The following is a 25,257-nucleotide window of genomic DNA, read 5'->3' on the forward strand; positions in this document are numbered from 1 at the left end:
GCTCAAGAATCGGGCAGTTGGCCACCGGACAGGGCACCGATCGAACGAACGGCCGGAATGGCTGGCAAAATGCCGGTCGTGGACGAACTTGATTCGGAGATCATCCGGCTTCTCCAAACAGATGCGCGGCAGTCCAACCGCGAACTGGCCCGCAGGCTCGGCGTGGCGCCCTCAACCTGCCTGGAACGGGTCAGGGCGCTGACCCGCCGGGGCGTCATCCGCGGTTACCACGCCGACATCGCGCCCGCCGCGCTCAACCGCAGCGTCCAGGCCCTGGTCTCCGTGCAGGTACGCCCGCTCAGCCGGGCCGTCATCGACACCTTCAAGGACTCCGCCAACGCCCTGCCCGAAGTGCTCAGCGTCTTCGTGCTGGCCGGCGGCGACGACTTCCTCCTGCACGTGGCCGTCCAGGACCTCGATCACCTGCACGCGTTCCTGCTGGACCGGCTCAGCAAACGCCGTGAGATCGCCGGCTTCCGTACCTCGGTGATCTTCCAGCAGGAACACGACACAGCCCCCTCCAGGCTCCCCTCACCTACCTCGGCTGAGTGACCCCTTCGCCGAGGTGACGGGTGAAGAACCGCTCCGAACTGGCCAGCTCGAACGCGGGTACGCCCAGGTGGCGGCCGGGGTTGGCGTGCAGCGTCTTCTCCGGGGAGGCGAAGGCGTCGAACAGGGCCAGGCAGGAGTCGCGCGGCACCAGTTCGTCGTCCCATTGGAGCAGGAACTCGACCGGGACGGTGACCCGGGCCGCCGCCTCGGCCAGGGTTTCCGCGGCGGCGAGGCCGAGTACGGCGGCGGTGATCCTCGGTTCGGCCGCGGCGAGCGGCACGCCGATCCCGGTGCCCAGGGACAAGCCCCAGAAGCCCACCGGCCCGCCGGCGTGGCCGGCTTTCTGGAGTGCGTCCAGGGTGGCCTGCCACTCGGGGACGGCCTTCGCCGCGAGCGCGGCGTTGTGGGTGGCGACCTGCGGGCCGATGGGCTCACCGGCCGAGAGCCGTGCTCTGATGCCCGCCGTGAACTGCTCGTCCTGCTCGGTTCGCGGCCGGTCGCCGTGCCCCGGCGCGTCGATGGCCGCCACCGCGAAGCCGCAGGCGGTCACGTAACGGTGGGCGCGGGCCACCAGCCCGGGGGCCCGCTTGTGCTGGCCGCCGCCATGGGCCAGCAGCACCAAGGGGTGGTTGCCGGTGGCGTCGGCAGGCGACCAGAGCACGCCGGGGATGTCATCGACGGTGAAGGAGAGTTCCGAGACGCCGTTCGCGGTCGTCTCCGAGGTGAATTCCATAGGTTCGTTGCCTTTCGGGATGCCTGCGGGCGCTCCCAATGGCCACCTATGTCAGATGAACCGGACAGCCCGGAGAGAGGGAGCACCCAACCTGATACAGCGGTTAATGGGTCTCACCTCCTCGGGCCGATCACGTGCGGGTGACATTATCAGAGGTCGACACTGTCCCGGAGTTGGGCCGGCTTCAGGAACAGCGCGGCCACCAGCCCGGCGGCTCCGATCGCGGCGGAGATCAGGAAGATGTGGCCGGTCGCGTCGCCGTACGAGGCCCGGACGATGGTCGCCACCGGCTCCGGCAGCGCGGCCACGTTGAGCGAGCCGCCGCCCGACCCGGAAACCGGGAGGCCGGCCTTGCCCAGGCCCTCGGCGATGCTCGCGGTAACCCGGTTGGCCAGCACCGCGCCCAGCACCGACACCCCGATGGTGCCGCCCAGCGAGCGGAAGAACGTGATCGTCCCGCTGGCCGCGCCGAGTTCGCGCAGCGGCACGGTGTTCTGGATGGCCAGCACGAGGTTCTGCATCGACATGCCGACCCCGACGCCGATCAGGATCATCCCGCCGGACACCAGCGGCAGCGGGGTCTCGTGGTCCAGCGTGGACAGCACCAGGAACCCGGCCACCAGCACGGCCGCCCCGGTCACGATGTACGGCTTGACCCGCCCGCTGCGCGACACCAGCCGCCCCGAGATCGTCGAGGAGAACAGCACGCCGACCATCAGCGGGATCGTCAGCAGCCCCGCCTCGGTGGGGCTGTAGCCGCGCCCGATCTGGAAGTACTGCCCGAGGAAGACCGAGCCGCCGAACATGGCCATGCCGACCGCGAAGCTGGCCAGGATCGCCAGGGCCGCGGTGCGCCGCCGGATGACGTGCAGCGGCACGACGGGTTCCGCGACCCGCGACTCCACCCAGGCGGCCAGGGCCAGGATCGCCGCGCCGCCGCCGGCCATCGCGGCGGTCTGCCAGGACGCCCAGTCGAAGGAGTTGCCGACGAACGTCACCCAGATCAGCAGCACGCTCACGCCGGCCGCGATCAGCGTCGCGCCCACGTAGTCGACCTTGGTGTCCGGCCGCCGGACGGTCACCACGTGCAGTGTCTTCTGCAGCAGCGCGAACGCCGCGATGGTGAACGGCACCGCGATGAAGAAGCACCAGCGCCAGCCCAGCCACGAGGTGTCGGCGATGAGCCCGCCGAGCAGCGGCCCGGCGACGGTGGCAAGGGCCATCACGCCGCCCAGGTAGCCGTTGTACCTGCCGCGCTCCTTCGGGCTGATCATCGCCCCGATCACGACCTGGACCAGCACCTGCAGCGCGCCCATGCCGAGCCCCTGCACCGCGCGGAACGCGATGAGCTGACCGGTGTTCTGGGCGAACCCGCAGCTGCGCCTGGCCGTCGAGCACGGCCTGGACGGCGTCACCGTCGAGGCCATCGCCGACGCGGCCAACATCTCGCGCCGGACGTTCTCCAACTACTTCGCCAGCAAGGAAGACGCCGTCCTGTACGGCGAGCAGCAGCGCATCCAGGCCCTCGTCCAGCGCCTGCGCGCCCGCCCCGGCACCGAATCCGCCTGGACCGCCCTGCGCGGCGCGATCGGCGACTTCCTGCACGACCTCGGCGAACCCCAGCGCGACTGGGTCGCCCGCACCCGCCTGGCCCGCCGGCACCCCAGCCTGCTGGCCAGGCAGCTGGCCGACCACGCGGGCCTGGAACGCGAGCTCGCCCACGCCATCGCCGAACGCGACGGCGGCGCCGACGCCGACCTGCGCCCGCGCGTGATGGCCGCCGCCTTCCTGGCCGCGCTGCGCGTCTCAACGCACGTCTGGGTCGAGGAGAGCCAGTCCCGCCCGCTGAGCGAGATCATGTCCGCCGCCCTGGACGAGATCTCGGGCGCCTTCCGCTGACCGCTCAGACCAGGATCGGCCCCGCCGGCAGGTGCCGGCCACGCGGCGTCGGGTCGAGCAGGACGTCGTCGTGGACGACGACCCGTCCGCCGACCAGCACGGTTCGCGGGCGGCCGGTGAGAAGCATGCCCTCGTACGGGGTGTAGTCGGTGGCCATGTGGAGTGCGTCGCTGGTCACCTGCCACTGCGCGGCCGGGTCCCAGATCGCGAGGTCGGCGTCGGCGCCGGGCATCAGGGTGCCCTTGCGGGGGTACAGGCCGTTGGCGCGGGCGGGGTTGGCCGAGGTCAGGGCGACGAAACGGCTGGCAGGCAGGCCGCCGCCCGCGACGTACGCGGAGAAGATCACGGGGAGGCGGGTCTCGACGCCGGGCAGGCCGTTGGGCATGGCCCGGACGTCGGTCCGGCGGGAGCGTTTCTGGGCCAGGTCGTAGCAACAGTGGTCGCTGCCGATCGTGGTGATCTCGCCGGTGAACAGGTGGCGGGAGAGTGCGTCCACGGCCGGGCGCGGGCGTAGCGGCGGGCAGCAGACGAAGCGTTCCGGGGCGGCTCCGCCGTACCGGGTGTCGTCGAGGATCAGATGGTGGGCGACCGACTCGGAGAAGGCGCGCACGCCGCGGCGGCGGGCCGCCGCCACCAGCTCGACGGCTTCGGCGGTCGACTGGTGCACGAAGTAGACGGGGGCGCGCAGCGACTCGGCGATGGCCAGCACCTCGGCCACGGACGCGGTCTCAGCCAGTTCCGGGCGGGTGGCCGCCATGTGCTCGGCGCCGATCGCGCCGTCGGCCGCGCAGCGGGTCTGGGCGTCCTCGATGAGGTGGTCGGCCTCGCAGTGGATCACCACCATGCCGCCGAGGTCGCGCAGCGTCTTCATGGTGCGCAGGATGGTGTCCTCGTTCGCCATCGTCTCGCCGCGGTAGGTGGTGAACATCTTCACCGTGGCGACGCCGTCGGCGACCAGCGCGCCGAGCTGGCCGGGCACGGTCTCGTCCCACTCGGTCACGCAGGCGTGCAGCGCGCTGTCGCAGAGGCCCTGCCCGGCCTTGGCCCGCTGGGTGTAGGCCACGTCGGCGGGGTTCTCGCCGGGGCGCGGGATGGCGAAGTCGACGATCGTGGTGGTGCCGCCGAACACGGCCGCCGTCGTGCACTGCGCGTAGTCGTCGAGTGAGGTGAACTCGCCGGAGGTGAAGCCGACGTGGCAGTGCGGGTCCACGCCGCCGGGCAGGACCAGCAGCCCGGCCGCGTCGATCTCGGTGACGCCGCGCGGCGCGGGGGTGCCGGGCACGGCGAGGGCGGTCACCCGGCCTTCGGCGATGAACACGTCGGCGGGCGCGGACCAGCCCGCCTCGACCACCGTGCCGCCGCGCACCACGGTCTCGGCCCGGATCATCGCGCGCTCGCGGTCAGATGCGCGCGCCAGCCGCCGGCCGCGCTGATGTCGGTCACCCCGGGCCAGGTCAGCGTCTCCTCGCGCATCCGCATGGACAGGCAGCCGGAGCCGTCGGCCAGTTCGATCACCGTCAGTTCCAGTTCGGGCGGTTCGCGGGGCAGCAGGTGCTCGCGCAGGATCTCGTAGGTCACCTCGTACACCTCGCCGGGGACGGCCACGCCGTCGGCGACCGGGTAGAGGCCGGGGAACTCGTCCCGTACCGAATAGAACCGGTAGCGGGGGGCGGTCTCGGCGGGGCCGAGGAAGCGTGCGCCGCTCAGGGCGGTGTTCAGGCTGCCTCCGGACATCGCCTGCCCGTTCACGAACATTCTCATGGGTGGCTCCCTCGATCGGTGGTGCGGCGGGCCCGTTCGACCGCCGGGTCAGGTACGGGCACGGCGTCCAGCAGTGACCTGGTGTACGGGTGCCGCGGATTCCCGTACACCTCCGCCCGGGTGCCGATCTCGACCAGGGAGCCCTGCTCCATGACCGCGACCCGGTCGCACAGGTAGTAGACGACCGCGAGGTCGTGCGCGATGAACAGGATCGACAGGTCCAGCCGCTGCCGAAGGTCGCGCAGCAGGTTGAGCACCTGCGCCTGCACCGAGACGTCCAGCGAGGAGACCGGCTCGTCGCAGATGAGCAGCCGGGGCCGCACGGCCAGCGCCCGCGCGATGGAGATACGCTGCCGCTGCCCGCCGGAGAAGGACCGGGGGTGGCGGTCCAGGTGCTCGGCCGACAGGCCCACCGTCTCCAGCAGGTCGGCGGCCCGCCGCCGGCGCTGCCGCCGGTCGGGTTCGAGCCCGTGCACGGCGAGCGGCTCCTCGATCAGCGCGGCCACGGTCATCCGCGGGTTCAGCGACGAGTACGGATCCTGGAAGACCATCTGCATGTCGCGCCGGAGCGCCCGCAGCTCGCGGCCTCCGGCGGCGAGCACGTCGCGCCCGCCCAGGGTGATCCGCCCGGCGTCGGGTTCGGTCAGCCGGGCGACGCAGCGCGCGGTGGTCGACTTGCCGGAGCCGGACTCGCCGACCAGGCCGAGCACTTCGCCGGGCGCGACCTCGAAGGAGACGCCGGACAGCACCCGGCGCCCGGCGAAGCTCTTGGTCAGGTTCTCCACCCGCAGCAGTGGCTCGGTCGGCTCTGTCACTGTCCGCCCTCCTTGATGGTGACCAGCGGGCGGGTGTGGTCGCCGCCGATTCTGGGAACGGCGGCCAGCAGCGCCCTGGTGTACTCGTGCCTGGGGCTGCGGTAGATGTCGTCGACCGGGCCCGTCTCCACCGCCCGGCCGTGCCGCATGACCACGGCCCGGTCGGCGAAGCCGGCCACGATGCCGAGGTCGTGGGTGATCAGCAGGACGGCCATGTCGCGCTCGTCGGTCAGCTCGTGCAGCAGTTCGAGCACCCGCGCCTGGACGCGCACGTCCAGGGAGGTGGTCGGCTCGTCGGCGATGAGCAGGTCGGGGTCGGCGATGACCGCGATGGCGATGACGACGCGCTGCCGCATGCCGCCGGAGAACTGGTGGGGATAGTCGTCGAAGCGGCGCTCGGCGTCGCGGACGCCCAGGCGGGCCAGGAGTTCGACGCCGCGCCGCCTGGCGGCCTTCTTGGGCACGCCCCTGATGACCAGCGGCTGGGTGATCTGCCAGCCGATCGTCATGACGGGGTTGAGCGCGGCCAGCGGATCCTGGAACACCAGGCCGATGCGGGCGCCGCGGACGGCACGCATCCGGCGGGGCGGCAGCGTGAGCAGGTCGGCGCCGTCGAGTTCGACCCGCCCGCTCAGCGTGGCGTCGGTGTCGAGCCGCAGGATGGCGCGGGCGGTGACGGACTTGCCGGAGCCGGACTCGCCGACCAGGGCGAGCTTCTCGCCCCGCGCCAGGTCGAGATCGACGCCGTGGACGACCTGCACCGGACCCGCGGGCCCCGGATAGGACGCCCGCAGGTCCCGGACGGACAGCAGAGCGGACGTCATCGGACCCCCTCCCGGATGGTCGGGTCGTTGCGTACCCGCAGCCAGTCGCCCACCAGGTTGAAGGCGACGGCGGTGAGCATGATGGCCAGGCCGGGGAAGGCCACCGCCCACCAGCCGTTGGTGAGGTTGTTGGCGGCCGCGGCGATCATGGCTCCCCATTCGGCCGACGGCACCTGCGCGCCCACCCCGACGAAGGACAAGCCGGAGATGACCAGCATCACGGCGGAGACGTCCAGCGTGGTCTGGACGTAGAGGCTGTTCAGGGCGTTGGGCAGGATGTGCCGGAAGACGAGCCTGGCCCGGGAGACGCCGAGCGTGCGGGCCGCGTCCACGTACTCGGCGTCCTTGACCTCGCGGACCAGGGTGCGGACCAGCCTGGCGTAGCCGGGCCACCAGGTCAGGGCCAGGGCGACGACCGCCGACCGCAGGCCGGAGCCGAGCGCGGCGGCGAGGCCGAGGGCGAGGATGATCGAGGGCAGCGACAGGCCGATGTCGGTGATCCGCATCAGCACCTCGTCCAGCGCCTTGCCGCCGAGCGCGGCGACCGTGCCGACCAGGGTGCCGATCAGGGTGGCGGCGGCGATCACGATCACGGTGGCGGGCAGGGTGACCTGGGCGCCGTACAGGATCCGGCTGAGCACGTCGCGCCCGTTGACGTCGGTGCCGAACCAGTGCGCGGCCGAGGGGCCCTGCAGCGCGTCGGCCAGGTCGACGGCGTAGGGGTCGTGGGGAGCGAGCAGCGGGCCCACCACGGCGAGCGCCACCATCAGGGCGGCGACCGCCAGGGCGATCCGGTCGACCGCCATGATCCGGCGCGTCATGCCCGCACCGCGATCTCCGGCCGCCGCTCCCGGCTGCCGGCCTGGCGCAGCCGCGGATTCAGCCAGAGCTGGACCAGGTCCACGAGGACGTTCATCACCACGAAGACCACTCCGATCACCAGGACAGTGCCGATCACGGCGTAGAGGTCGTTCTGCAGGACCGCCGTCACCGCGTACGCGCCGATGCCGGTCCGGCCGAAGATGGCCTCGACCAGCACGGTGGAGCCGAGCATCCAGCCGAGCTGCATGCCGAGAATCGTGCTGGCCGGGACCAGGGCGTTGCGCAGGCCGTGCCGGACCACCACGCGGAGCTCGGACGCGCCGGTCGAGCGGGCCAGCGTGATGTAGTCGGAGTCCAGCGTGGTGATCACGGACGAGCGGACCGTCCGCGCCACCACGGCGACGAACGCCGCCGCCAGCGTCACCGCCGGCAGCACGAGATGGAGCAGGGCGTCGCCGAAGGCCGCCCAGTTCCCGGACAGCAGAGCGTCGAGCGAGATCATTCCGGTGATCTTCGGCACCTCCTGGCCGAAGGCGAGCTGGCCGGTGAGCGGGAGCAGGCGCAACTGGGCCGCGAAGACGAGCTGGAGCATCAGCCCCAGCCAGAACACCGGCACCGCCGCGCCGAGCAGGGTGATCAGCCGGGCGGCGACGTCCGCCGCCCGGCCGCGCCGGTAGGCGGCGTAGACGCCCAGCGGCACTGCCACCGCGATGTTGATGGCCATCGCGGCCAGCACCAGTTCCACCGAGGCGGGCAGCATGGCGGCCACGTCGTCCAGCACCGGCCGCTGGGTGAAGACCGAGGTGCCGAGGTCGCCGTGGAGCAGCCGCCCGAGGTAGCCGGTGAACTGGTCGGGCAGCGACTGGTCGAGACCGAGCCGCACGCGGACCTCGGCGACCTGTTCGGCCGTCGCGTTCCGCCCCGCCGCGGCCCTGGCCGGGTCGCCGGGCAGGACCTGGGTCATCAGGAACGTGACGACCGCCAGCCCGGCCAGGACGACGACGCTGGTGACCAGGCGGCGCAGCAGGAAGCGGCCCATGACAGGTCAGCCGACCTGGATCTGGTAGACGTCCACGGTCTGGTGGTGCGCCGGCTGGTACTGGTAGCCGTTCAGCCCGGCGCGCAGGACCGTCACGTACTGCGGATTGGACATGTTGATCGAGGGCACGTCGGCGGCGATCTTCTGCTGGGCCTCCTGGTACGCCGTGCACCGCTGGTCCAGGTCGGTCTGCTGCTGGGCGCCCCGGACCAGGGTGTCGATCGCCGGATTGTCGTAGCCGCCGCTGTTCTGGCCGTTGTTGATGAAGGTGGAGTCGAACAGCAGGTACAGGATCGAGTCGGGGTCCGGGTAGGGCGGGAAGGCGTAGATCATGCCGAGGTCGGGCGTGGTGGCGTTGCTCTTCAGCTTCTCCACGTACTGCGGGTAGGTGATCGCCTCAAGGTTGAGGGTGATGCCCACCTCGGCCAGGTTCGACTGGAGCAGCGTGGCCGCCTGCTCCATCTCGGCCGTCGCCTTCAGGTAGGTCATGGTCAGGGTGACGTTCTTCAGGCCGGCGGCGGCGAGGATGCTCTTGGCCTTCTCCGGGTCGCGGGCGGGCTGCGGCACGGTGGCGTCGAAGCAGGACATCGCGCTGGGCAGCACGCCGACGGCCTTCTTGCCTGCGCCCTTGAGGATCGCCGAGACGTGCTGGTCGTAGTCGTAGGAGTAGGCGATGGCCTCGCGGAGCGCCTTGTCGGCCAGCGGGGAGTCCTTCATCTTGAAGAACACGTACAGCTGGACGTTGGTGTCGGACTTGTTGACCGTGTAGCCCGAGCTTTCCAGCCCGGCCCAGTCGTTGGGGTCGATGTCCATCGCGATGTCCACGTCGCCGCTGGTGAGCGAGGTCTTCTGGGTCGCCGCCTGGGGCAGGTAGCGGAAGACCACGCTGGTGGCCTGGCCGGTGAAGCCGCCCCAGTAGCCGTCGAACCGGGTGAACTTGGCCTCCTGGTTGGCGGTGTACCCGGCCAGCTTGTACGGCCCAGACCCGGCGTCGTTGGAGGCCAGCCAGCGCTGCCCGTCGTCGGCGCCCGCGTTGGTCTTCACCAGCGCGGAGTTGAGCAGGTAGACCCTGGTCAGCGCGGCCGGGAACGGCGAGTACGCCTGCTTCAGCCTGATCGTCAGGTGGGTGTCGTCGGTGACCGTGGCCGAGTCGTAGGCGCTCATCAGCGAGGCCACGCCGATCTTGAGCTTGGCGATGCGGTCCAGGGTGTACGCCACGTCGGCGGCGGTCAGCTTGGCGCCGTCGTGGAAGGTGACGTCGCCGCGCAGGGTGAGGTCGAGGCTCTTCCCGTCGGCGGCGAACGCCCATTCGGTGGCCACCGAGGGGCTGAGCTTGTCGCCCTCGTAGCGGACCAGGGTGTCGTAGGCGGGGATGACCACCTCGTCCACGGTGGAGTTGTCCGCCTGGACCGGGTCGAACGTGGCCGGCGGCTCGTTCTCGGCGATGATCAGCGTCTGCTTGCGCGGGTCGGCGGATCCGGCCGAGCCGGTCGGCTCCCCGGAACCGCCGCACGCCGCGACGGCCAGCGAACCGAGGAGCAGGAGGGAGATGAGTTTGGGAGGGATATGGGAGCGGTGCATCGGCTGTTACCCTTCGTGGTTTTCGGCTCTGGCGGGGGTGGGCCGCCAGCCGCCGGTCTCATCGACGATCACCCCGTAGACTTGTCCGGCGACCTCGGCGCTGACGTATCCGTTCAGCACGTCGGCCACCACGGCGGCCGGATTCCGTTCCAGCGGATCGCCGTATCCCCCGCCGCCCGCGGTCCGGTTCACGAACCGGTCCCCCGCCTTCATCGCCGCCCGGTACATGCCGACCCGTTTGGCGCGCTCGGTCTCCGGCCACAGCACCATCTCGCTGGGCTCGGACTCCTGGCCGCCGTGCAGCGCCCAGGGACGGGTCTTGCTCTTCTTCTTCATCGACAGCACCTCGCCGTCGGCCAGGTAGCGGACCTCCCTGAGCACGCCCAGGCCGCCGCGGTGCCGGCCCGCGCCGCCGGAGTCGGGGATCAGTTCGAGCCGTTCGTGGAACAGGGTCGCCTTGTGCTCCAGCACCTCGACCGGGGTGTTGCGCACCACGCTCTGCGAGGGGTGCTGCTGGGCGTTGGCCCCGTCGTGGTCCCTGCCGGCGCCCCAGCCGATGCCCTCGTTGTTGCTGATCACATAGTCGGCGTCGGTACGCGGATCGTGCCCGAGCGCCATGAACCCCGGCTCGTCGCCCCCCGAGGAGGCCGGAATGGAGTCGAGCACCTGCGCCAGCGCCTTGTGCATCAGTTCGAAGGCGACGATGCCGCTCCACTGGGTGAAGGTCGCGACCGGGTAGACGGCGTGGAAGAAGTTGCCGGGGTCTGCCTTGATGTCCAGCGCCCGGTAGTGGCCCGCGTTGGAGGGCTCCCGCGCGGTGGTCAGCTCCTTGTAGATGGCCTTGGCCAGGCTCTCGGTGGCGCCGATGGGCAGGTTGACCGGCCCGACGACCGCGCCGTCCGAGCCGTTGAAGTCGACCTCCATGTGCTCGCCGTCGATGGTGACCTTGACCTCCATCCGGATCAGGTCGTCGGTGATGCCGTCGTCGTCGCAGTAGTCGAACGCCGTCCAGCTGCCGTCGGGCAGCGCCGCCACGGCCTTGCGCGCGACCCGCTCGCCGTGCTCGATGATCTGGCGTACGGCCTGGTCCACGGTCGGCCCGCCGAACTTCTCCCAGACCTGCGCCAGCCGGTTCTCGCCGGTGCGCAGCGCCGCCAGCTGGGCGTGGAAGTCGCCGATGGTCAGGTCGGGCAGGCGGGAGTTGAAGCGGATGAGCTCGACGATGTCGCGGACGACTTCGCCGCCGCTGACGATCTTCGTGCCGGGGAAGATCAGGCCTTCCTGGTGCATGTCCGTGGAGTCCAGGACGTATCCGGGGGCCTTCGCCCCGAGGTCCATCCAGTGCGCGCGCACCGCCAGGTAGGCGGCGGGGCCCTCGTGCCCGGGGCGGAAGACCGGGGCGAACAGCATCGCGTCGTAGGAGTGGGCGCCGCTCCAGTACGGATAGTTGAGCAGGTAGACGTCGCCCTCGCGGAGGTTCTCCCGGCCGACGTACTCGACGCCCTTGACGATGGCGTAGTCGTTCGCGCCGAGGAAGGAGGTGATCCCCGCCGCCTCCGCCGTCAGCTCCAGCTCGGCGTTGTAGATCGAGATGCCGAAGTCCAGCACCTCGTAGATCACCGGGTTGAACGCGGCCCTGACCAGGGTGCGGCGCATCTGCTCGCCCACCGAGACCAGGTAATTGCGGATCACCTCGACGGTGGCTCCGTCCAGAGGTTCAGTCATCGTTGCCTCCTGCGCCGGTGACCAGCAGTTGTCCGTAGCCGTCGACCGTCAGCCGCTGGTCGGCGAAGATCACGGTGGTCGAGGTGCCCTCTTCGACGATCGCCGGGCCGCGCAGCGTGTGGCCGGGCGACAGCGAACCCCTGAGGTACACCTGGAAGGGGGTGACCTGGCCGGTCGCGACGTCGTAGGCCGGGCGGGAACCGGCGGGTTCCGCGCTGCCGGAGCCGGTGGCGGGCAGTTCGCGCAGTCCCGGTTTGGCCAGCTTTCCCACGGCGCGTACCCGCAGGGTGAGGATCTGGCCGGCGTCCGGCATCGCGTGGCCGTATCTGGCCTCGTGCTGGGCGTTGAAGCGGGACAGCACGGTGGCGGCCGTGTCGCCGGGGAGCAGGTCGATGCCGAGGCTGTGTTCCTGGCCGTGGTAGCGCACGTCGAGGCGGCGGATCAGTGTGCGGTCCTCGGGTTTGATGCCCTGGGTGGACAGCACCTCCTCGCCCTGCTGCTCCAGTTCGGCGAAGGCGGGCTCGGCGGCGGCCAGGGTGGCGTCGCTCAGCGGGCGCAGCACGGTGGTGGCGAACCCGTACTCCAGGTCCGACATCAGCATCCCGAAGGCGGAGAACGCGGCCGGGACCTGCGGGATGAGAGTGGTGGCGATGCCCATCTCGCGGGCCAGCATCGGGCCGAGCAGCGGGCCCGCGCCGCCGTAGGCGAGCAGCGCGAACTCGCGCGGATCCAGGGCGCGCTCCACGGTGATCTCGCGCAGCGCGCCGACCGTGCGGGCCAGCAGGACGCGGAAGACGCTCGCCGCCGCCTCGGTGCCGGTCACGCCGAGGGGGACGGCGAGTTCGGTCTGGATGGCGGCGCGGGCGGCTTCGGCGTCGATGCTCATCTCGCCGTCCAGGAACGCCGCGGGGTCCAGGTAGCCGAGCACCAGGGCGGCGTCGGTGACCGTCGGCTCGGTGCCGCCCGCGCCGTACGCCACCGGGCCGGGCACCGCGCCCGCGCTGTGCGGGCCGACCTTGAGCAGGCCCTCGTCGATCCAGGCGATCGAGCCGCCGCCCGCGCCCACCGTACGGATGTCGAAGATGGGGATGAGCAGCGGGAACCCGTCGATGGCCGCCTCGTGCACCTCGCCGGGCTCGCCGTCCTCGATCACGCAGCAGTCCACGCTGGTGCCGCCGACGTCGAAGGAGATCAGCTTGGGCAGGTGCTGCTCGCGGGCCAGGAAGGACGCGCCCACCACGCCGCCGGCGGGGCCGGACAGCACGGTCATCAGCGGCGCCCGCCGGGCCAGCTCCGCGGTCATCGCGCCGCCGCCCGAGCGCATGATGTGCAGCGGGCGGGTGAGCCCGGCGTCCGCCAGGCCGCCCTCCAGGGCGCCGATGTAGTCGTTGAGCACCGGCCTGATGTAGGCGTCGAGGGTGACGGTGCTGGTGCGCTCGTACTCGCGGTACTCCCGGGTGATGTCGGTCGAGGTGGAGACCGACACGTCCGGGTAGGCCTCGCGCAGGATCCGGGCGGCCCTGCGCTCGTGCGCGGGGTTGGCGTAGGAGTGCAGGAAGCAGATCGCCAGCGAGCGCAGCCCGCGCTCCTCCACCAGGAGGCGGCCTGCCTCGCGAACCGCGTCCTCGTCGAGTTCCGTTACCTCGGCGCCCTGTGCGTCCATCCGGCCGGGCACGCCGGTCCGGTGGCGGCGGGGCACCAGCGGCGGCGGGGGCGCGTAGGCGAAGTCGTACATGTGCAGGGAGGGGACATTCGCCCGCGCGATCTCCAGCAGGTCGCGGAAGCCCTCGTTGGTGATGATCCCGACGTCCGCGCCCCGCCGCTGCAGGATGGCGTTGAGGCCGAGCGTGGTGCCGTGCACGAACGCCTCGACGTCGTCGAGCCGGTCCGCGAGGCCGCCGACCGCGTCGAGCACGCCGCGGGCAGGTGAGCCGGGGGTGGTCGGGGCCTTGTGCAGCCGCAGCTCGCCGGTCGTCTCGTCGTAGGCGATGGCGTCGACGAACGTGCCGCCGATGTCCACCGCGAAGCGGATCGCCGATTTCACCGGGCGCCTCCAAGGTCGTCGCGGATGATCCGGCCTGCCTGCATGACGAAGGGGATGCGGCGCAGCGCGGAGATGTCGCCGAGCGGGTCGCGGTCGGTGACGATCAGGTCGGCCAGGTAGCCCTCCTCGACGGAGCCCGCCTGGCCGGCCAGTCCGACCAGGCGGGCCGCGTCGAGGGTGCCGGTGCGCAGCGTCTGGGCCGGGTCGAGTCCGGCCTCGGACAGGAACTCCATCTCGCGGACCGCGACCACGGTGTCCTCGATCGGCTCGCCCGGCGGGTAGTCGGTGCCGGCCAGCATGGTGATGCCGGGGGCCTGCGGGTCGGCGGGGTCGGCGACGCCGGCGGCGATGGCCCGGCGGATGCTGGCCAGGTGGCCGGGGCCGACCTCCAGCGCGCGTTCGATCTGCCACGGCGTGAAGTCGTGCTCGGCCATCCAGTCCGGGCAGCGGGTGACGCACAGGGTCGGGGTGAGGTAGACCCGCCGCTCCGCCATCCGCGCGGCCGTGTCCTCGTCCAGTTCGTAGGCGTGCTCGAAGCCGCGCACTCCCGCGTGCAGCGCCTCCCTGATCGCAGAACCGGATCCGGCGTGCGCGGTGACGTAGGCGCCGTGCTCCTCGGCGGCGCGGACGACCGCGCGCATCTCCTCCAGCGTCATCTGCGCGCCGGTGAACGACTCGCCCTGGTGGGCGATCCCGCCGGTGATGAAGACCTTGATGAGGTCGGCGCCCGCCGCGAGTTCCTGCCTGGCGGCGCGCAGGAAGCCGTCGTGGCCGTCGGCGTAGGAGCAGGCGCTGCCGTGGCCGTGGCCGCCGGTCGTGGAGATCGCTCGGCCGGCGCCGACGATGCGCGGCGCGTCCACCCAGCCCTGTTCAGCGGCCGTGCGCACCAGCAGGTCGGCGCGGTTCTGCTCGTGCACGCAGCGGATCGTGGTGACCCCCGCGTAGAGGGCGTCCTGGGCGCGGGACAGCGCCCGCAGCGCCGTGAGGCCCGAGTCCTCCGACTCGTCGGTGTCGGAGAACGGGTAGAGCACCGACAGGTGGGTGTGCACCGAGATCAGGCCGGGCAGCACGTATCTGCCGCCCAGCTCGACGGTGGCCGCCTCCGGCGGCGGGGCGGCGGCGGTGATCCGCTCGATCCGCCCGGCCGTCACCACCACGTTGACGTCCCGGCGGACCCGCCCGGAACGTACGTCCACCACGTGCCCGCCGGTCAGCCAGAGCGTTTCGGGCTCCGGCAGCCGCGCGCGTCTTCCGGATGTCATCGCTGTCTCCCTTCGTGCGTCTTCGTTTGGGTCATGAGCCGGTCCGGCCCCAGGTCGGCGATCTCCACCGGCGGCGGCGCGCCCTCGGCCAGGCCGCGCAGCGTCTCGCCCCACAGCGGCGCGAACGTGAACGCGTACGTCCCGCCGGCCACCAGGAAGCCGGGCTCGCCGGGCACCTCGCCGATCAGCGGCATCTCGTCGGGGGTGGCCGCCAGCGGCCCCGCCCAGGCCCGCAGCAGCCGCAGGTCCCGGATGAAAGGCAGCACCCGTACGGCCAGGGCCACGTTGCCGAGCAGGCTGTCCACGCTGGTGACGCTCCGGCCGGCCAGGTTGAGGGCCCTGGCCGGCCAGCCGCCGCCGATGAGCAGGTTTCCCGCGGTGACCTGCTTCACCGACAACCCTTCGCCGATGTGCTGGACCAGGTGGGACATGGTGACGGGGGCGCGCACGGTGGCGTGCATCTGGATCGCCACCGGCGTCATCCGCAGCCGGATCCCGGCCAGCGCGGCGATCTCACCCAGCCACGGCCCGGCCACGTCGATCACCACGGGGGCCGCCACGGTGTGCGTTCCCGCCGTGACCCGCCAGGTCCCGCCGCGCCGCGCGATCTCCCGCACCGGCGCGTACGGCACCAGCTCGGCCCCGTGCCCGGCCGCCGCCGCCAGGTAGGCCGGGGTGACCTTCAGCGGGTTGGCGTAGCCGTCGCTGGCGCACCAGGTGGCGGCGGTGACCGTGGGCCCGAGCAGCGGCAGCGCCTCCCGCGCGGCGTCGCCGTCCAGGACCTCGGTCGGGATCCCGGCCGCCGCCTCCCAGGTGTGCTTCTCCTTCAGCTCCTGGCACTGGTCAGGGGTCTCCGCGATGGTGAACCCGCCGCTTCGCCGCAGTTCGACCGAGGCGCCCAGGTCGTCTTCGACGCTCTCCCACCGGTCGCTGGCCGCCCGTTGCAGCGGCAGGAACCTGGCGCTGTCGATGGGGACCTCCTGGCCGGGGCGGCGGGTGTGCACGGCCTGGACGTGCAGGTTGCCCGCCGTCGTCCCGGAGCCCTCGCGGCCGGGCGCGCCCCGGTCGAAGATCACGACCCGGTGCCCGGCGCGGGACAGCTGCCAGGCCGCCGCGGCGCCCAGCACCCCGGCCCCGACGATGACGACGTCCGCGGCGCGCATCATGCCGGTCCGTCTTCGGCGGCGAGTTCGAGCAGCGTCGTCATCCGCACCGGGCGGATCGGCACCCGGGACGGGAAGACCGCGCCGCCCCTGACGAGGCCGGCGACGGCGAAGCCGCACACCCGTCCCTGGCAGGGGCCCATGCCCGCGCGGGTCCTGGCTTTGGCGGCGTTGACGTCTCCGGCGGCGTCGGCGCGGAGTTCGCCGGCGGTGACCGACTCGCAGCGGCAGGCCATCGTGCTGTCGGCCAGGGCGGGGACCAGCGCGTCGAGCAGCTGGGCCGGGCTGGGGTAGAGCGCGTCGGTGAGCGCGGTGAAGTGGCCGAGGCGGCGGGCCGCCGTGGCGACCCGGCGCGCCTCGGCCGGTGGGACGGGGTGGCCGGTCTCGCGGGCGAGGATGTCGTGGGCCGCCGCGAGGCCGCGCGCCCGGGCCGTGGGCGCGCCACCGATCCCGGCGGCCTCGCCGATGACGTACACGTCAGGGCGGGAGGAGCGGCCGGCCGGGTCGGTGACCGGGATCGCGTCGCCGGTGCCGGGGTCGGCGGTGACCTCGCAGCCCAGCAGGCGGGCCAGGTCGGTCTGCGGGCGGAAGCCGTACCCGACGCAGAGGGCGTCGGCCTCGACGGTGCGGATCGCCTGGCCGGGGCGGCCGGCGGCGGCCAGGGTGACGGAGGAGACGCGGTCGTGGCCGTCGGCGCGGAGCACGACGGCGCCCTGCCAGACCGGCACCCGGGCGCGGGCCAGCCGCGCCGCGTACCCGGCCAGTTCGCGCAGCCGCGCGGGGTGGCGCAGCGTGCCCAGCGCCCGCCTTCCCGGCCGGTACGGCGTGCCCGCCTCGGCGATTCCGGCCACCTTCACCCCGAGCGCGAGCAGCGAGCAGGCGACCGGCAGCAGGAACGGCCCCGAGCCGGCCAGCACGACCCGCTCCCCGATCGGGGTGTGGTCGCCCGCCGCCAGGTGCTGGGCGAAGCCGGGCGTGGTCACGCCGGGGAGCTGCCACCCGGGGAAGGGGAAGGACCGCTCGTAGGCGCCGGTGGCGAGCACGAGGTGGCGGCCCCGCAGCCGGACCGGCCGCCCGGCCTCGTCCTCGGCGAGCAGCGTCCGGTCGTCGTCGGCCAGCCCCCAGACCAGATGGCCGGTGCGGCACTCCACGCCCGCCGCCCGCACTCCGGCGATCAGTTCGCCGCCTTCGCGGCGGTGGTCGCCCCAGCGCCGGGCGACCTCGGGCGCGGGCCGCCGGTAGTACTGGCCGCCGAGTTCGGGCTGCTCGTCCAGGATCGTCACGGTCAGCCCGGCCGCCGCCAGCCGGGCGGCGGCGGTGAGCCCCGCGGGCCCGCCGCCCACCACGACGACGTCACGCTCAACGATCATTGGGCGCTCCGGTGGTGTCGACCCGCATGCCGGGCCGGATCCTGGTGAGGCAGGCGCGGACCGAGGGCACGCCGTCCACGGTCACCTCGCACTCGAAGCAGACGCCCATCCCGCAGAACGGGCCGCGCGGCCCGCCGTCGACCGGGTTGCGGCGCAGCGCCCACCGGTGGTCGCCGACGAGCGCGGCGGTGAGGCTGACGCCCGCCACGGCGGTCACCGGGCGGCCGTCGACGATGATCGTCGCACTCCTGGGGGCGGTCATCGCGCGGCCACTCCCCCCTGGGCGAGCGTCTCGGCCAGGCCGGACTCCCGCAGGACCGCGCCGATCGCGTCGATGGCCGCCGGGTCGGCGATCGGCAGCAGCGGCGGCCTGACCTGCCCGCCCGGCTGGCCGAGGATCGCCATGGCGGCTTTGAGCTGGGCGATCGGCGTGCCGTGCACGCCGCTGTAGTCGGGGTTGATCAGGCGGGCGGAGAGCCCGGCGTAGCGGTCGGCCCAGCCGCGGGCGGCCTTGGCGTTCCCCGCCGCGACCGCCTCGTAGTACGGCACCGCGAACGGCGCGCCCAGGCCGCCGCCGTCGATGTTGCCGTCACCGCCCAGTTCCATCAGCACGGCCAGGCCGCGCCGGTGCAGGAAGCTGCCGAACACCCGGACCTGCTCGCTGACGGCCTCGACGGTGGCGAGCATGCGCAGCCAGTCGCCGGTGCTGTCCTTGATCGCCACGACCCGGTCGAGGTCGGCCAGTCGCCGCATGAGCCCGGGGTGGGCGGAGATGTCGACGCTCACGCCGCGCGGCCAGTTGTAGACCATGAACGGCAGGTCGGTGGCCGAGCTGACCGCACGGTAGAAGGCGAGGATCTCGTCCGGGCCCGGGTGGACGTAGGGCGGCGGGGTGGCGAGCACGCCGTCGGCGCCCGTCTCGGCCGCGTGCCTGGCCAGGTCGATCGCCTCGGCGGCGGTGTAGGCGGTGACGCCGATGACCACCGGGGCGCGGCCGGAGAGTTCGGCGACGGCGATTTCGGTGACGCGGCGGCGCTCGGCGGGGGTCTGGCTGAACCACTCACCGGTGCTCCCGTTGACCAGGACGCCGTGCACCCGCTGCGCCGCGTAGAGCTGGAGCAGCGCGCGCCACGCCTGCTCGTCCAGCGCTCCGGCCGCGGTGAAGGGTGTCGGAGCCGCGGGCCAGTAGCCCCGCCAGCTGACGTCGTCGCGGTCCATGGGTCCCCCGGCCTCTCTGCTACGCTCCGCTTGTGGGATCGATTGCATAAGGTTGCGGCAGTGACCCAGTTGCGGTCAAGCAGAAATCGTGTTTTTTACCTGGATAAATTCCGCCAGAAACACCACGGAGCCGAATCCTTTCTGGGAAGATCGTGGAATAGGATGGGATCGATCCCAGCGAGGAGCAGGATGGCGATCACGTTGAAGGACGTCGCCGGCGCGGCGGGCGTGTCACGGAGCACCGCGTCACGCGCGCTGAGCGGTTCCGTGCTGATCTCCCCCGAGACCAGGGCCGCGGTCCAGGAGGCGGCGGCCAAGCTCGGCTACCGGCCGAACCGCGCCGCCAGCACCCTGCGCTCCCGCCAGTCCCACCTCATCGGCCTGGTCCTGAACAACCTCATAAACGCCTCGTTCCACACCATCGCCGAGGTGGTGCAGCGGCGGGCCGCCGCCGAGAACTACCAGGTGATGCTCTGCATCACCGACGCCGACCCGCGGCGCGAGGAGTCGTTCCTGCGCACCCTGTCCACGTACGGCGTGGACGGGCTGATCATGATAGGGACCGGCAAGAACGCGGCCCTGACCAACGCGCTCCTGGCCGAGGGCATCGGGATGGTCAGCGTCATCCGGGCCGCCGCCGAGAGCGCCGCCCCCAGCGTGCTGGCCGCCGACCGCGAAGGCGCCCACGCCGCCACCGCCCACCTGCTCGACCTCGGGCACGAGCGGATCGCCTTCATCGGCGGCGAACTGACCACCAACTCGGGGCGGGAACGTTTCGCGGGCTACGAGCAGGCGATGCGCGAACGCGGCCGGGCGGTCGACCCCGCCCTCGTCGAGCGCGGGGCCTTCGATCCCGCCTTCGGCGCCGAGGCGACCGCCCGCCTGCTCCGCCAGAATCCGACGGCCCTGTTCACGGCCAACCACGAAGCCGTGTTCGGCGTCCTGCCGACGCTGGTGGCCGCCGGGGTCGGCATTCCCGGGCAGCTCTCACTGGTCTGCTATGAGGACATTCCGTGGCTGCGCTGGTGGCAGCCCGCCGTGACCGTGGTCGACAACGGCGCGCGGGAACTGGGCGAGCTGGCCATGGACCTGCTGCTCCAGCAGATCGAGAACCGCTCTCCGCGCGAGCACGGAACCGGTCGCGCTTACCGGGTGGGAGCCAAGCTCATCGTCCGTGCGTCCTGCGCGCCGCCGCGCTGAACTCACCGAGCCGGAGTACCTAACGGTGTGAGAGCAGGCGGGCGTGGTGGTCGGCGCCCTCGGGGCCGTCGGGGTCGGCGTGGACGGTGGCCGCCCTCAGCCGGGGCAGGTGGTGGATGAGCTGGTGTTCGGCTTCCACCGCGACGGCGTGCGCCTCGATCAGGGAGAGGTGGTGGTCGACGCGGATGTCCACCTCCGCGTGGAGTACGTGGCCGATCCAGCGCAGCCGTACCGAACCGGCCCGAAGGACGCCCGGCACGGCGCGCAGGGTCTGTTCCGCCTGCTCGACCAGGGCAGGGTCGACGGCGTCCATCAGGCGATGGTAGATCTCCCTGGCGGCGTCGCGCAGGACGAAACAGATGGCCAGCGTGATCGCCAGGCCCACGATCGGGTCGGCGATCGGGAAGCCCAGGGCGGCTCCGCCCGCGCCGATGAGCACGGCCAGCGAGGTGAAACCGTCCGTGCGCGCGTGCAGTCCGTCGGCGACCAGCGCGGCCGAGCCGATCTCGCGGCCGACCTTGATCCGGTAGCGCGCGACCAGTTCGTTGCCGATGAAGCCGATCAGGCCCGCGCCCGCGACCCAGGCCAGGGCGTGCACGTCCTGGGGCTGGAGCAGGCGGCCAACGGCCTCGTACCCCGCCAGTCCGGCCGATGCGGCGATCAGGAGCACGATGACGATTCCGGCCAGGTCCTCGGCGCGGCCGTACCCGTAGGTGAACCGGCGGGTGGCGGCGCGTCTGCCGAAGGAGAAGGCGATGGCCAGCGGGATCGCGGTCAGGGCGTCGGCGAAGTTGTGCAGTGTGTCGCCGAGCAGGGCGACCGATCCGGAGAAGGCGACGATGACCGCCTGGACGACGGCGGTGATCACGAGCACCGCGAAGGAGATGCCCAGCACCCGCAGGCCGCGGCTGCTGGACTCCAGCGCGGCGTCGGTTTTGTCGGCGCTGTCGTGACTGTGCGGGGCCAGGGCGTGCCGCAGGCCCCGCCACGCGCGGGATCCGTGGCCGTGACCGTGCTGGTCGGACATATCGCACTCCTTTGCCCGGTGCACCCTTTCTGCGATTATATGTAGTCATGTACGCACGCGACAACGAATCAGGTGCCAACCCTGTGCAGGAACAACCCACCGGCGAGCAGGTCGAGACGGCCGTCGCCGCCTTCCGGTTACTCAGTGACGGCACCCGGTTGCGGCTCATGTGGCTGCTCTCCTCCGCCGAGTACGACGTCGGTTCGCTCGCCGAGTCCCTTCAGGTCGCGCGTCCCTCGGTGTCCCAGCACCTGGCCAAACTGAGGTACGCCGGTCTGGTACGGACCCGCAGGGACGGCCGGCGGGTCCTGTACCGGGCGCGCGACTCCCACGTGCGCTCCCTCATCAAGGAAGCCCTCTTCCACGCCGACCATGAAATCTCCGGCCAGCCCCGGCATGACTAGCGATCACTGGGTCACCTTCTGGAGGAACTCGGTCACGTTGACCGCCGTCCTGCCGATCTTCTCTTCGAGGGTGAGGGACTCGGGCATCCTGCCGCCGGGTCCGGCGTCCTTCTTGCCGCGCAGGTAGAGGGAGCAGGCCAGGTCGGTGCAGATGTAGGCGCCCACGGAGTCGCCGCTGCCGCCGGGCCGGCGGGCGGTCATCAGCGAGACGCCGTCGCCGGTGTGCGTGGTCAGGCAGATCGAGCACATGCTGCGCCGTACAAATCCGGCATGCGCCGTGGCCCGCCGCAGTGCAACCCCGACCAGGCGGTCGCCCTGTTCGGCGATCAGGTAGGCGCGGCCCGGCGACGCGGGATCCTGCCAGCCCAGGAAGTCCAGGTCAGCCCAGGGCCGGGCGTCCAGATCCCTGGGCACGGCCAGCCGTTTGACCTCGCCCTTGGTGCAGTTGACAAGAGAGGCGCGGATCTCCACTTCGGTAATCTGTCTCATAGCCAAAGAGCTACCGTACATATGCTGAACGGGCAAACTATTATGTAGAATCCTAGGAGTCCTAGGGAGAGTGGTTCATGGCACGTGCCGGAGTGACGGTCGAGCGGCTGGCCGAGGCGGCGGCGGAACTGGCCGACGAGGTGGGGCTGGAGAACGTCACCGTCTCGGAGCTGGCGCGCAGGTTCGGCGTGAAGGACGCCAGTCTGTACTCGCACATCAGAAACGCGCACGAACTGCGGGTCCGGGTGGCCGTGCTGGCCCTGGCCGAACTCGCCGACCTGGTCGCGGCGGCGCTGGCCGGCCGGGCGGGCAAGGAGGCGCTGGTCGCCTTCGCCAACGCCTACCGCGACTACGCCAGGGAACATCCCGGCAGGTACGCGGCGATGCAGGTCGAACTCGACCCGGAGACCGCGCGGGCGAGCGCGGCGCGCCGCCACTCCGACATGACCCGGGCGATCCTGCGCGGCTACTCCCTGGCCGAACCCGACCAGACCGACGCGGTCCGCCTGCTGGGCAGCACCTTCCACGGCTTCGTGAGCCTGGAACAGACCGGCGGCTTCCGCCATCACGCCCGCGCCGCGGACGAGTCCTGGAACCGGACCCTCGACACCCTCGACGTCGCGCTACGCAACTGGCCGGTGCAGACCGCGTGACGGCTACCGCGCGGTCACCGGGATCTCGTCCGTACGGCTCAGGCTCAGGTACAGGACGAAGCCGAGGATCGTCGCCAGGAATACGCCGCTGGTGACGACGGTGGCGTCTACATCTCCGACCTCTCCGCCGAGAACCGGGCGGTCGGCGAACGCTCCCCCGAGCGCCCAGCCCGAGACCTCCACTGTCCGCCGGCTGGGAGAGGTAGTCGCCGATCGAGGCGCCCAGCGGGCGGGTGAGGATGTCGGCCGCCCAGAAGGCCGGGACGCTGGCCAGCCCGAACCCGTAGTGCGCGAGCGCGACGGCCGCGATGGCGGCGGCGAAGGCCAGGCCCGACAGCGCGTAGCCGAGGTCGAACGACTCGGCCACGAGGTCACCGGCCGCGGGCGCCCAGGGCGAAGGTGAACAGGATGGCCGCCCAGTAGAAGGCCTCCCGCCGGATCGTCCGGATCGAATGGATCGACAGGGTGCGCTCGACGCCGTACCAACCGGCGAAGATGACCGCGAGCGCGAGGGCGAACGCGACCGTCGTCACTTCGAGCGGGACGCCGAAATTGTCGGTGAGGTTGTCGGTGATCAGGGTCCCGACCACGCTGACCAGCACGACGACGAGCCAGTAGAGCCGGGCACGTAGCGCCGGGCCGAGAACTGGATGACGAGCGCGGCCAGCAGCAGCGCGGTCATGAGGTAGGTGGTGTTGGTCAGGCCGAGATCCAGGTGCACGTCGAGGAAGTCGGCGGCGGTCTCGCCGACGGTGGTGCAGAGCACCTTGATGACCCAGAAGTACAGGGTGAGCCGCGGCACCTTGGTGAGGTGGGGAGTCGTCATGGCCGCAGGTTCGCACCGGCCGCCTGACACTATCCTGACCATGTTCACCTGACCGTGTTCAGGCGAGGGGCAGCCGCACCTGGAAGCGCCCGCCGCACGGTGAGGTGACAGCCGTCACGTCGCCGCCGGCCGCGCGGGCCAGCCGCCGGGACAGGGCCAGGCCCAGCCCCGAGCCCGGGGCCAGGTGCGCCGCGCTGCCCCGGCGGGCCGGCTCGAAGATGACCTCTTCCTCGCCCGCCAGGACGCCCGGCGCGGCGTCGGTGATCGTGAACGTCGCGGTGGTGCCCTCGACGCCGACCGCGAGGGCGCCGCGTGAGCCGTAGGCGCGGGCGTTGCCCAGCAGCGGCGCCAGGATGCGCGCCAGCAGATCGGCCGCGCAGCTCACGCGCAGGCCCGGCGCGCAGTCATAGGTGAGAGCGACGTCGTCCTCGATTCCGTTCAGTGCGTCGGCGACCCGGCATCCGGACGAGCCCGGCGTCGTCCGGGAGAACGCCAGCAGCGTGTCGACCACCTCGGTGAGCTCGCCGGCGTGCGTGACGACCCCCTCCAGCGCCTCGCGCAGTTGCGGGGCCGGGCGGGGCCTGAGCAGGGCTATCTCGGCCTCGGCGCGGAGCCGGGCGAGCGGCGTGCGCAGTTCGTGGGCGATTTCGGCGCTGAGCAGCCGTTCGTGCCTCAGGTTGACCGCGACGCGATTGAGCAGCACGTCGAGATTGGCGGCCAGCCCGGTCAGTTCGTCACGCGCCGGTCCCCAGGAGAACCGGTGGTCCAGGTCGTGCTCGCTCCATTCCAGGGCCTGCCGGGTCATGGCGGTGACCGGGCGCAGCGCGGCCCGGACGACGTGCCGGGTCAGCGCCACCGTGAGACCCAGCACCATGACGTCCAGGACGAGTGCCGCGAGCAGCCCGATCCGCCCGCTGTCCCGGTACGGGCGCAGCGAGACGCCGACCACGACCGACCCACCCTGCGGGGCGGGCACCGCGAGCAGCCGGACGCCGCCCACGTCGCGACCGGCCGGGCGGGCGCTCCCCCGGAGCGACGCGGCGGCGCGCGCCACGTCGGCGGGCGCGCGCGGCTGAGCCAGCACCCGTCCGGCCCCGTCGAACACCCATGCGTTGTCGTCGATCATCTGGTCCAGCGGCGGGTCCTCGACGGCCAGGCCCAGCGGGATGAGCTCCAGGGTGGTCATCGCGGCCTCGGCACGGGACCGGAGCACGAGATCGGCGTCGTGGTCGAGGCCGCGGGACAGCACGATCCAGAGGCCCGCCGTCAGCAGGAGCAGGGCCGCGGCCACGGAGGCGGTCGTGACGACGATCAGACGGCGGCGGATCACGAGAGCCGGTATCCGACTCCGCGCGCGGCGGTGATGGTGGCCGGCGTCCCGAGTCGCGCCAGTTTGCGCGCAGGCGGGTGACGCACGAGTCGAGCGTGTTGTCATGCACGATGGCGCCGTCCGGCCACGCGGCGGTGATCAGCGCCCGGCGGCGGACGACCTCGCCGGGACGGGCCGGCAGAGGTGCGAGCAGCCGGAACTCGATGGGGGTGAGCCGGATGGTCCGCTCTCCTTCGGAGACGGCGTGGCGGGCGGGGTCGAGCCGGAGCCCCGCCGGGGCCGCGGGCGGGATGGCCCGCCTGGCGAGGGCGTGCAGGCGGACGATGAGTTCGGCGAACGCGAAGGGCTTGACCAGGTAGTCGTCCGCTCCGGCGCGGAAGCCGGACAGCAGATCGTGCAGGCCGTCGCGCGCGGTGAGCAGGAGGATCGGGGCCTGCACGCGGCGCTCCCGCAGGGCCAGCACCACGTCACGTCCATCGGCGTCCGGCAGGCCGATCGCCACGCTGGTAGACATGCGGCG

Annotated in this window: 27 protein-coding genes and 2 pseudogenes; 5 read left to right on the top strand and 24 right to left on the bottom strand. The window is 72.1% G+C overall.

Features of this window, described 5'->3' with window-relative positions; translation table 11 throughout:
- The first annotated feature begins 69 nt into the window (after positions 1 to 69).
- Positions 70 to 552, top strand: coding sequence for an Lrp/AsnC family transcriptional regulator (locus Acor_RS15015; protein WP_218034293.1), 483 nt, complete (start codon positions 70 to 72; stop codon positions 550 to 552).
- On the opposite strand, the gene Acor_RS15020 is transcribed toward Acor_RS15015, so the two are convergent.
- Positions 536 to 1,285, bottom strand: a complete 750-nt coding sequence (locus Acor_RS15020; protein WP_155337245.1) for a dienelactone hydrolase family protein — start codon at positions 1,283 to 1,285, stop codon at positions 536 to 538. The genes Acor_RS15015 and Acor_RS15020 overlap by 17 nt on opposite strands.
- A 149-nt stretch (positions 1,286 to 1,434) precedes the next feature.
- Complete coding sequence (locus Acor_RS15025; protein ID WP_479688457.1) at positions 1,435 to 2,601, bottom strand: MFS transporter; 1,167 nt, start codon at positions 2,599 to 2,601, stop codon at positions 1,435 to 1,437.
- Between the two features lie 40 nt (positions 2,602 to 2,641).
- Between Acor_RS15025 and Acor_RS15030 the strand changes: the two genes are divergently transcribed.
- Entirely contained in the window at positions 2,642 to 3,184 is a 543-nt protein-coding gene (locus tag Acor_RS15030; protein ID WP_155337246.1) for a TetR/AcrR family transcriptional regulator, read from the top strand.
- Between the two features lie 4 nt (positions 3,185 to 3,188).
- Here Acor_RS15030 and hydA read toward each other — a convergent pair whose 3' ends face one another.
- Genes hydA through Acor_RS15100 form a run of 14 tightly spaced genes read right to left on the bottom strand, consistent with a single transcriptional unit; the run spans position 3,189 to position 18,808 of the window.
- Positions 3,189 to 4,571, bottom strand: a complete 1,383-nt coding sequence (gene hydA / locus Acor_RS15035) for a dihydropyrimidinase (protein ID WP_155337247.1) — start codon at positions 4,569 to 4,571, stop codon at positions 3,189 to 3,191.
- Positions 4,568 to 4,945, bottom strand: a complete 378-nt coding sequence (locus Acor_RS15040) for an allophanate hydrolase-related protein (protein ID WP_170316939.1) — start codon at positions 4,943 to 4,945, stop codon at positions 4,568 to 4,570. The genes hydA and Acor_RS15040 overlap by 4 nt, the downstream gene beginning before the upstream one ends.
- Positions 4,942 to 5,760 (bottom strand): ATP-binding cassette domain-containing protein, encoded by an 819-nt coding sequence (locus tag Acor_RS44325; RefSeq protein WP_155337248.1) that lies wholly within the window; start codon positions 5,758 to 5,760, stop codon positions 4,942 to 4,944. Before Acor_RS44325 ends, Acor_RS15040 begins: the two co-directional genes overlap by 4 nt.
- Positions 5,757 to 6,584 (bottom strand): ABC transporter ATP-binding protein, encoded by an 828-nt coding sequence (locus Acor_RS44330; protein ID WP_155337249.1) that lies wholly within the window; start codon positions 6,582 to 6,584, stop codon positions 5,757 to 5,759. Before Acor_RS44330 ends, Acor_RS44325 begins: the two co-directional genes overlap by 4 nt.
- Positions 6,581 to 7,405, bottom strand: a complete 825-nt coding sequence (locus Acor_RS15055) for an ABC transporter permease (protein WP_155337250.1) — start codon at positions 7,403 to 7,405, stop codon at positions 6,581 to 6,583. The genes Acor_RS44330 and Acor_RS15055 overlap by 4 nt, the downstream gene beginning before the upstream one ends.
- A complete protein-coding gene (locus tag Acor_RS15060) occupies positions 7,402 to 8,445 on the bottom strand; it encodes an ABC transporter permease (RefSeq protein WP_155337251.1) in 1,044 nt (347 codons plus the stop codon). The genes Acor_RS15055 and Acor_RS15060 overlap by 4 nt, the downstream gene beginning before the upstream one ends.
- A gap of 6 nt (positions 8,446 to 8,451) precedes the next feature.
- Positions 8,452 to 10,026, bottom strand: a complete 1,575-nt coding sequence (locus tag Acor_RS15065; protein ID WP_155337252.1) for an ABC transporter substrate-binding protein — start codon at positions 10,024 to 10,026, stop codon at positions 8,452 to 8,454.
- Positions 10,027 to 10,032: 6 nt separating this feature from the next.
- Positions 10,033 to 11,751: a hydantoinase B/oxoprolinase family protein gene (locus Acor_RS15070; protein WP_155337253.1), complete on the bottom strand. Its 1,719-nt coding sequence runs from the start codon at positions 11,749 to 11,751 to the stop codon at positions 10,033 to 10,035.
- Positions 11,744 to 13,795 (bottom strand): hydantoinase/oxoprolinase family protein, encoded by a 2,052-nt coding sequence (locus Acor_RS15075; RefSeq protein WP_155337254.1) that lies wholly within the window; start codon positions 13,793 to 13,795, stop codon positions 11,744 to 11,746. The genes Acor_RS15070 and Acor_RS15075 overlap by 8 nt, the downstream gene beginning before the upstream one ends.
- On the bottom strand, positions 13,792 to 15,057 hold the full coding sequence (locus tag Acor_RS15080; protein WP_155337255.1) for a metal-dependent hydrolase family protein: 1,266 nt from the start codon (positions 15,055 to 15,057) through the stop codon (positions 13,792 to 13,794). The genes Acor_RS15075 and Acor_RS15080 overlap by 4 nt, the downstream gene beginning before the upstream one ends.
- Complete coding sequence (locus tag Acor_RS15085) at positions 15,054 to 16,223, bottom strand: NAD(P)/FAD-dependent oxidoreductase (protein ID WP_218034294.1); 1,170 nt, start codon at positions 16,221 to 16,223, stop codon at positions 15,054 to 15,056. The genes Acor_RS15080 and Acor_RS15085 overlap by 4 nt, the downstream gene beginning before the upstream one ends.
- Positions 16,220 to 17,590, bottom strand: a complete 1,371-nt coding sequence (locus Acor_RS15090; RefSeq protein ID WP_155337256.1) for an FAD/NAD(P)-dependent oxidoreductase — start codon at positions 17,588 to 17,590, stop codon at positions 16,220 to 16,222. The genes Acor_RS15085 and Acor_RS15090 overlap by 4 nt, the downstream gene beginning before the upstream one ends.
- Positions 17,580 to 17,852 carry a (2Fe-2S)-binding protein gene (locus Acor_RS15095; protein ID WP_155337257.1) on the bottom strand — a complete coding sequence of 91 codons (273 nt, stop codon included), beginning with the start codon at positions 17,850 to 17,852 and terminating at the stop codon, positions 17,580 to 17,582. The genes Acor_RS15090 and Acor_RS15095 overlap by 11 nt, the downstream gene beginning before the upstream one ends.
- A complete protein-coding gene (locus tag Acor_RS15100; protein ID WP_155337258.1) occupies positions 17,849 to 18,808 on the bottom strand; it encodes a dihydrodipicolinate synthase family protein in 960 nt (319 codons plus the stop codon). The genes Acor_RS15095 and Acor_RS15100 overlap by 4 nt, the downstream gene beginning before the upstream one ends.
- A 189-nt stretch (positions 18,809 to 18,997) precedes the next feature.
- On the opposite strand from Acor_RS15100, the gene Acor_RS15105 reads away from it, so the two are divergent.
- Entirely contained in the window at positions 18,998 to 20,008 is a 1,011-nt protein-coding gene (locus Acor_RS15105) for a LacI family DNA-binding transcriptional regulator (protein WP_155337259.1), read from the top strand.
- 19 nt (positions 20,009 to 20,027) lie between these two features.
- Here Acor_RS15105 and Acor_RS15110 read toward each other — a convergent pair whose 3' ends face one another.
- Positions 20,028 to 21,035: a cation diffusion facilitator family transporter gene (locus Acor_RS15110; protein ID WP_155337260.1), complete on the bottom strand. Its 1,008-nt coding sequence runs from the start codon at positions 21,033 to 21,035 to the stop codon at positions 20,028 to 20,030.
- An 83-nt stretch (positions 21,036 to 21,118) separates the two neighbouring features.
- On the opposite strand from Acor_RS15110, the gene Acor_RS15115 reads away from it, so the two are divergent.
- Complete coding sequence (locus Acor_RS15115) at positions 21,119 to 21,439, top strand: ArsR/SmtB family transcription factor (RefSeq protein WP_246238658.1); 321 nt, start codon at positions 21,119 to 21,121, stop codon at positions 21,437 to 21,439.
- 3 nt (positions 21,440 to 21,442) lie between these two features.
- Here Acor_RS15115 and Acor_RS15120 read toward each other — a convergent pair whose 3' ends face one another.
- Positions 21,443 to 21,928 (bottom strand): FBP domain-containing protein, encoded by a 486-nt coding sequence (locus Acor_RS15120; RefSeq protein ID WP_155337262.1) that lies wholly within the window; start codon positions 21,926 to 21,928, stop codon positions 21,443 to 21,445.
- Positions 21,929 to 22,005: 77 nt separating this feature from the next.
- On the opposite strand from Acor_RS15120, the gene Acor_RS15125 reads away from it, so the two are divergent.
- Complete coding sequence (locus tag Acor_RS15125) at positions 22,006 to 22,581, top strand: TetR-like C-terminal domain-containing protein (protein ID WP_155337263.1); 576 nt, start codon at positions 22,006 to 22,008, stop codon at positions 22,579 to 22,581.
- 3 nt (positions 22,582 to 22,584) lie between these two features.
- Here the strand turns inward: Acor_RS15125 and Acor_RS43230 are convergent, their stop codons facing one another.
- The 6 genes and pseudogenes from Acor_RS43230 to Acor_RS46275 form a co-directional block, all read right to left on the bottom strand.
- On the bottom strand, positions 22,585 to 22,764 hold the full coding sequence (locus tag Acor_RS43230; protein WP_218034295.1) for a hypothetical protein: 180 nt from the start codon (positions 22,762 to 22,764) through the stop codon (positions 22,585 to 22,587).
- Between the two features lie 13 nt (positions 22,765 to 22,777).
- Positions 22,778 to 22,948 (bottom strand): annotated as a pseudogene (locus Acor_RS46270) (hypothetical protein); the annotation flags it as partial.
- 4 nt (positions 22,949 to 22,952) lie between these two features.
- Complete coding sequence (locus Acor_RS43240) at positions 22,953 to 23,171, bottom strand: hypothetical protein (protein WP_218034296.1); 219 nt, start codon at positions 23,169 to 23,171, stop codon at positions 22,953 to 22,955.
- Positions 23,156 to 23,407 carry a COG4705 family protein gene (locus Acor_RS43245; protein ID WP_218034297.1) on the bottom strand — a complete coding sequence of 84 codons (252 nt, stop codon included), beginning with the start codon at positions 23,405 to 23,407 and terminating at the stop codon, positions 23,156 to 23,158. The genes Acor_RS43240 and Acor_RS43245 overlap by 16 nt, the downstream gene beginning before the upstream one ends.
- Positions 23,408 to 23,465: 58 nt before the next feature.
- Complete coding sequence (locus tag Acor_RS15135) at positions 23,466 to 24,737, bottom strand: sensor histidine kinase (protein WP_155337264.1); 1,272 nt, start codon at positions 24,735 to 24,737, stop codon at positions 23,466 to 23,468.
- Between the two features lie 100 nt (positions 24,738 to 24,837).
- Positions 24,838 to 25,251, bottom strand: a pseudogene (locus Acor_RS46275) (response regulator transcription factor); the annotation flags it as partial.
- Positions 25,252 to 25,257: the final 6 nt, after the last annotated feature.

The sequence above is a fragment of the Acrocarpospora corrugata genome, from assembly GCF_009687845.1.
Taxonomy (GTDB): Bacteria; Actinomycetota; Actinomycetes; order Streptosporangiales; family Streptosporangiaceae; genus Acrocarpospora; species Acrocarpospora corrugata.

Bases quoted from the DNA above. Each gene is read 5' to 3' on its own strand.
- Acor_RS15015 (WP_218034293.1), top strand. From the start codon at position 70: ATGCCGGTCGTGGACGAACTTGATTCGGAGATCATCCGGCTTCTCCAA.
- Acor_RS15020 (WP_155337245.1), bottom strand. From the start codon at position 1,285: ATGGAATTCACCTCGGAGACGACCGCGAACGGCGTCTCGGAACTCTCC.
- Acor_RS15025 (WP_479688457.1), bottom strand. From the start codon at position 2,601: ATGGGCGCGCTGCAGGTGCTGGTCCAGGTCGTGATCGGGGCGATGATC.
- hydA (WP_155337247.1), bottom strand. From the start codon at position 4,571: ATGATCCGGGCCGAGACCGTGGTGCGCGGCGGCACGGTGGTCGAGGCG.
- Acor_RS15040 (WP_170316939.1), bottom strand. From the start codon at position 4,945: ATGAGAATGTTCGTGAACGGGCAGGCGATGTCCGGAGGCAGCCTGAAC.
- Acor_RS44330 (WP_155337249.1), bottom strand. From the start codon at position 6,584: ATGACGTCCGCTCTGCTGTCCGTCCGGGACCTGCGGGCGTCCTATCCG.
- Acor_RS15055 (WP_155337250.1), bottom strand. From the start codon at position 7,405: ATGACGCGCCGGATCATGGCGGTCGACCGGATCGCCCTGGCGGTCGCC.
- Acor_RS15060 (WP_155337251.1), bottom strand. From the start codon at position 8,445: ATGGGCCGCTTCCTGCTGCGCCGCCTGGTCACCAGCGTCGTCGTCCTG.
- Acor_RS15065 (WP_155337252.1), bottom strand. From the start codon at position 10,026: ATGCACCGCTCCCATATCCCTCCCAAACTCATCTCCCTCCTGCTCCTC.
- Acor_RS15070 (WP_155337253.1), bottom strand. From the start codon at position 11,751: ATGACTGAACCTCTGGACGGAGCCACCGTCGAGGTGATCCGCAATTAC.
- Acor_RS15080 (WP_155337255.1), bottom strand. From the start codon at position 15,057: ATGACATCCGGAAGACGCGCGCGGCTGCCGGAGCCCGAAACGCTCTGG.
- Acor_RS15085 (WP_218034294.1), bottom strand. From the start codon at position 16,223: ATGATGCGCGCCGCGGACGTCGTCATCGTCGGGGCCGGGGTGCTGGGC.
- Acor_RS15090 (WP_155337256.1), bottom strand. From the start codon at position 17,590: ATGATCGTTGAGCGTGACGTCGTCGTGGTGGGCGGCGGGCCCGCGGGG.
- Acor_RS15095 (WP_155337257.1), bottom strand. From the start codon at position 17,852: ATGACCGCCCCCAGGAGTGCGACGATCATCGTCGACGGCCGCCCGGTG.
- Acor_RS15100 (WP_155337258.1), bottom strand. From the start codon at position 18,808: ATGGACCGCGACGACGTCAGCTGGCGGGGCTACTGGCCCGCGGCTCCG.
- Acor_RS15105 (WP_155337259.1), top strand. From the start codon at position 18,998: ATGGCGATCACGTTGAAGGACGTCGCCGGCGCGGCGGGCGTGTCACGG.
- Acor_RS15110 (WP_155337260.1), bottom strand. From the start codon at position 21,035: ATGTCCGACCAGCACGGTCACGGCCACGGATCCCGCGCGTGGCGGGGC.
- Acor_RS15120 (WP_155337262.1), bottom strand. From the start codon at position 21,928: ATGAGACAGATTACCGAAGTGGAGATCCGCGCCTCTCTTGTCAACTGC.
- Acor_RS15125 (WP_155337263.1), top strand. From the start codon at position 22,006: ATGGCACGTGCCGGAGTGACGGTCGAGCGGCTGGCCGAGGCGGCGGCG.
- Acor_RS43245 (WP_218034297.1), bottom strand. From the start codon at position 23,407: ATGACGACTCCCCACCTCACCAAGGTGCCGCGGCTCACCCTGTACTTC.